The organism is Mesorhizobium sp. M7A.F.Ca.MR.362.00.0.0, assembly GCF_004023175.1.
Classification (GTDB): domain Bacteria; phylum Pseudomonadota; class Alphaproteobacteria; order Rhizobiales; family Rhizobiaceae; genus Mesorhizobium.
Window position 1 is genome coordinate 34928 of sequence record NZ_RZTF01000002.1, and the last position, 4100, is coordinate 39027.

Here is a 4100-nt window from a genome sequence, read left to right on the forward strand (position 1 = left end):
CCCTCATTGGCCCTGGCCGCACGGGCAATGGCGTCGGCGAAAACCCTGTCCTCGACCAGCCTGCCGCCGCCATCGGCGGCCAGCCGGTAACGCTCATGCCAGTTGACCAGATGCGGCGAGGTGTGGACATGGACGCGGTAGTCCGCGGCCTCAAGCAGGGCGCGCGAAAAGGCCGCGCACGAGCCTTTGCCGTTGGTGCCGGCGATGTGGATGACCGGTGGCAGCCGATCCTGCGGATTGTCAAGCCGCTCCAGCAGCCGCGAAATGCGGTCGAGCGAAAGGTCGAAGCCTTTCGGATGAAGCGCCATCAGGGCTTCGATTTCGCGGTCGGCGGCAAGCGTCGTCATGGCAGAATCCTAGCGCATGAGCCGTGAAAACCAGAATCGGTTTCGGATGGCCATGGCAATCAAAAGCTACAGCGCGCCGAAGCCCTGGTGCAATCGCGGTCGCGGCGCTTCGTGTCGCTTCAGGCTTGCGGCCGAGCTTCCGTGGCGACCACCGCCGGCGGCAGGATTTCCGGCTCCAGCGGCTTTTCCTCTTCCGGCAGCTTGAGCAGCATCTTGAGCAGCCGCGATATGGTTTCGCGCAGCTCCAGCCGCGACACCACCATGTCGACCATGCCGTGCTCCATCAGATATTCGGAGCGCTGGAAGCCGTCGGGCAGTTTCTCGCGGATCGTCTGTTCGATGACGCGCGGTCCGGCAAAGCCGATCAGCGCGCCGGGCTCGGCGATGTGCACGTCGCCCAGCATGGCATAGGAGGCGGTCACGCCGCCCGTGGTCGGGTTGGTCAAAACGACGATGTAGGGCAGGCCGGCTTCCTTCAGCCGGTCGACACCAACCGTTGTCCGCGGCAATTGCATCAGGGACAAAATACCTTCCTGCATGCGCGCGCCGCCGGAAGCGGCGAACAGGATCAGCGGCCGCTTGCGCTGCAGGGCCACTTCGAAGCCATGCACGATGGCGTCGCCGGCGGCCATTCCGAGCGAGCCGCCCATGAAGGCGAAGTCCTGCACCGTGACCACCACCGGCAGACCCTCGACGGTGCCCAGCGCATTGATGATCGCGTCCTCAAGGCCGGTCTTGGCCTTGGCGTCCTTCAACCGGTCGACATAGCGCTTCTCGTCGCGGAATTTCAGCGGATCCTGCATCACCTTGGGGTTGTCCAGGGTCTCGTATTTGCCGCCATCGAAGAAGAATTTCAGCCGCTCCTTGGCCGAAATCTTCATATGATGGCCGGACGAGGGAATGACGAACTGGTTGGATTCCAGGTCCTTGTGGAACACCATCTCGCCGGTCTCCGGATCCTTGATCCAGAGGTTCTCGGGCATGTCGGTGCGCCGGCCGAGCATCGAATTGATCTTCGGGCGAACGTAATTGGTGATCCAGTTCATCGCTTCGGCTCCTGTCCTGACGAGGATTGGGAAGAGGTAGGAGAACTATTCGGCAGCAGCAAGGCGGGCCGAGCGCACGCCTTGCGCAAGGCCGCTGACCAGCGTGGCGACGGCTTCGGCCGGGTCGGCGGTCTTCTCGCCCTTCGGTCCCAGCACATTGGCCACCGCATTGACGATCGCGGTGCCGACGACGACGCCGTCGGCATTGGCGCCGATCACCCGGGCCTGCTCGGCGGTCTTGACGCCGAAGCCGACGCAGACCGGCAGGTCGGTGTGGCCCTTGATGCGCTTGACCGCCGCCGCCACCTTGCCGGTGTCGGCCAGCGCCGAGCCGGTGATGCCGGTCATCGACACGTAGTAGACGAAGCCCGACGTGTTCTGCAGCACCTTGGGCAGGCGCTTGTCGTCGGTGGTCGGCGTCGCCAGCCGGATGAAGTTGATGCCGGCTTTCAGCGCCGGAATGCACAGTTCCTCGTCCATCTCCGGCGGCAGGTCGACGACGATCAGCCCGTCAATGCCGCTGGCGATCGCGTCCTTGAGGAAGCGGTCGACGCCATAGATGTAGATCGGATTGTAGTAGCCCATCAGCACGATCGGCGTTTCATTGTCGCCGGCGCGGAAGTCGGACGCCATCTTCAGCGTCTTGACCAGCGTCTGGCCGCCCTTCAGCGCGCGCAGGCCCGCTGCCTGGATCGCCGGGCCGTCGGCCATCGGATCGGAGAACGGCATGCCGAGCTCGATGATGTCGGAGCCTGCGCCGGGCAGTGCCTTCATGATCGACAAGGAGGTGTCGTAGTCAGGGTCGCCGCCCATGAAATAGGTGACGAGCGCCGGGCGGCCTTCGGCTTTCAGTTTTGCCATGCGGCGGTCGATGCGGGTCACCATGTCTGGCCCTTTGGACGAATTTTGCTCATAATCAACTCCCAAATCGAAACTGTCCAAAGGGGCCTAGATCTCCATACCCAGCATCGAGGCCACCGTATGCACGTCCTTGTCGCCACGGCCGGACAGGTTGACGATGACGATCTGGTCCTTGTCCATGGCGGGCACGATCTTCACCGCATGCGCGATGGCATGCGCCGATTCCAGCGCGGGGATAATGCCTTCGACGCGCGTCGTCAGCTTGAAGGCCTCCAACGCCTCGTCGTCGAGGATCGGCACATATTCGACGCGGCCTGAATCGCGCAGCCACGAGTGCTCCGGCCCGACGCCGGGATAATCGAGGCCGGCCGAGATCGAATGGCCGTCCATGATCTGGCCGTCGGCGTTCTGCAGGAGATAGGTGCGGTTGCCGTGCAGCACGCCGGGCGCGCCGGCATTCATCGAGGCGCAATGCTCGATGCCGTCAAGGCCGCGTCCGCCGGCCTCGATGCCGATGATGCGGACCTCTTTGTCGTCGAGGAAGGGATGGAACAGGCCGATGGCGTTCGAACCACCGCCGACAGCGGCGATGATGGTGTCCGGCAGTCGGCCTTCCTGCTCTAGGATCTGCGCCCGCGCTTCGGTGCCGATTACCGACTGGAAGTCGCGCACCAGCTCCGGATAGGGATGCGGGCCGGCGGCGGTGCCGATCAGGTAATAGGTGTCCTCGACATTGGTCACCCAGTCGCGCAACGCCTCGTTCATGGCGTCCTTCAGCGTGCCGTGGCCAGCGGTCACCGGCCGCACTTCGGCGCCCAGCAGCTTCATGCGGAAGACATTGGGGCTTTGCCTGGCGACGTCGGTGGCGCCCATATAGACGACGCAGGGAAAGCCGAAGCGGGCCGCGACCGTGGCCGATGCCACGCCATGCTGGCCGGCGCCGGTCTCGGCGATGATGCGCTTCTTGCCCATGCGCTTGGCCAGCAGGATCTGGCCGAGGCAGTTGTTGATCTTGTGCGAACCGGTGTGGTTCAAATCCTCGCGCTTGAAATAGACCTTTGCGCCGCCGAGATGCTTCGTGAGGCCTTCGGCGAAATAGAGCTTCGAGGGTCGCCCGGCATAATGGGTCGACAGGTCAGTCAGCTCGGCCCTGAAATCCGCATCGTTCTTGACCTCGTTCCAGTGCCGCTCCAGATCGAGGATCAGCGGCATCAGCGTTTCGGCAACGAAACGACCGCCGAAAATGCCGAACATGCCCTGTTCATCGGGTCCGGTGCGGAAGGAATTGGGTGTCGCCGGCTTGTTCATCGCCGATCTCCTGGCATCTTGACTTATGAAGCATGTCCTTGTCGGAAAACCGGTTCCCACTTTTCCGGGACATGCTCTGGTTTAAGGCACTACTAGGCTGCGCGGGTGTTCCGCGCGGTCCTGACGGCCCGGAAAAACTGTTCGATCAGCGCCGGATCCTTGACGCCCGGTGCGCTTTCCACGCCTGAGGAAATGTCTATTCCGGGCGGGTCGGCAAGCCGAAGGGCATCGCCGATATTGGCGGCGTTGAGCCCACCGGAAAGCATGTAATCGACGCTGCCGTCAAGGCCGGCGAGGATGTGCCAGTCGAAGGCCACACCATTGCCGCCCGGCAGCTCTGAGCCTTTCGGCGGCTTGGCGTCGAACAGGAACCGGTCTGATATGCCGATGAACGGCTTTATCCGTTCGAGATCGGCAGCCTCGCTGAGCGGCAGCGCCTTCATCACCGGCAAACCATAACGGGCTTTGACCTCGGCGACGCGCTCGGGCGTTTCCGCGCCATGCAGTTGCAGCATGTCGGGCTGCATTTGGGCAAGGA

4 protein-coding genes and 1 pseudogene are annotated in these 4100 nt (G+C 63.5%); all 5 read right to left on the minus strand.

All coding sequences use genetic code 11. From position 1 onward, the window contains the following. A pseudogene (locus EOC06_RS41420) lies at window positions 1-347 on the minus strand (bifunctional folylpolyglutamate synthase/dihydrofolate synthase); the annotation flags it as partial. A 119-nt stretch (window positions 348-466) separates the two neighbouring features. Beyond that, entirely contained in the window at window positions 467-1393 is a 927-nt protein-coding gene (accD, locus tag EOC06_RS00470) for an acetyl-CoA carboxylase, carboxyltransferase subunit beta (RefSeq protein WP_128306808.1), read from the minus strand. Window positions 1394-1438: 45 nt separating this feature from the next. Then, window positions 1439-2278 (minus strand): tryptophan synthase subunit alpha, encoded by an 840-nt coding sequence (gene trpA / locus EOC06_RS00475; RefSeq protein ID WP_128306809.1) that lies wholly within the window; start codon window positions 2276-2278, stop codon window positions 1439-1441. Window positions 2279-2341: 63 nt separating this feature from the next. Beyond that, window positions 2342-3562: a tryptophan synthase subunit beta gene (gene trpB, locus EOC06_RS00480; protein ID WP_127380276.1), complete on the minus strand. Its 1221-nt coding sequence runs from the start codon at window positions 3560-3562 to the stop codon at window positions 2342-2344. A 92-nt stretch (window positions 3563-3654) separates the two neighbouring features. Then, window positions 3655-4100 (minus strand): phosphoribosylanthranilate isomerase (locus EOC06_RS00485; RefSeq protein WP_245469259.1); only part of this gene is annotated, 446 nt, incomplete at its 5' end.

What these genes read in the sequence shown, in the direction of transcription:
- trpA (WP_128306809.1), bottom strand. Translation starts at nt 2,278, where the DNA reads ATGGTGACCCGCATCGACCGCCGCATGGCAAAACTGAAAGCCGAAGGC.
- accD (WP_128306808.1), bottom strand. Translation starts at nt 1,393, where the DNA reads ATGAACTGGATCACCAATTACGTTCGCCCGAAGATCAATTCGATGCTC.
- trpB (WP_127380276.1), bottom strand. Translation starts at nt 3,562, where the DNA reads ATGAACAAGCCGGCGACACCCAATTCCTTCCGCACCGGACCCGATGAA.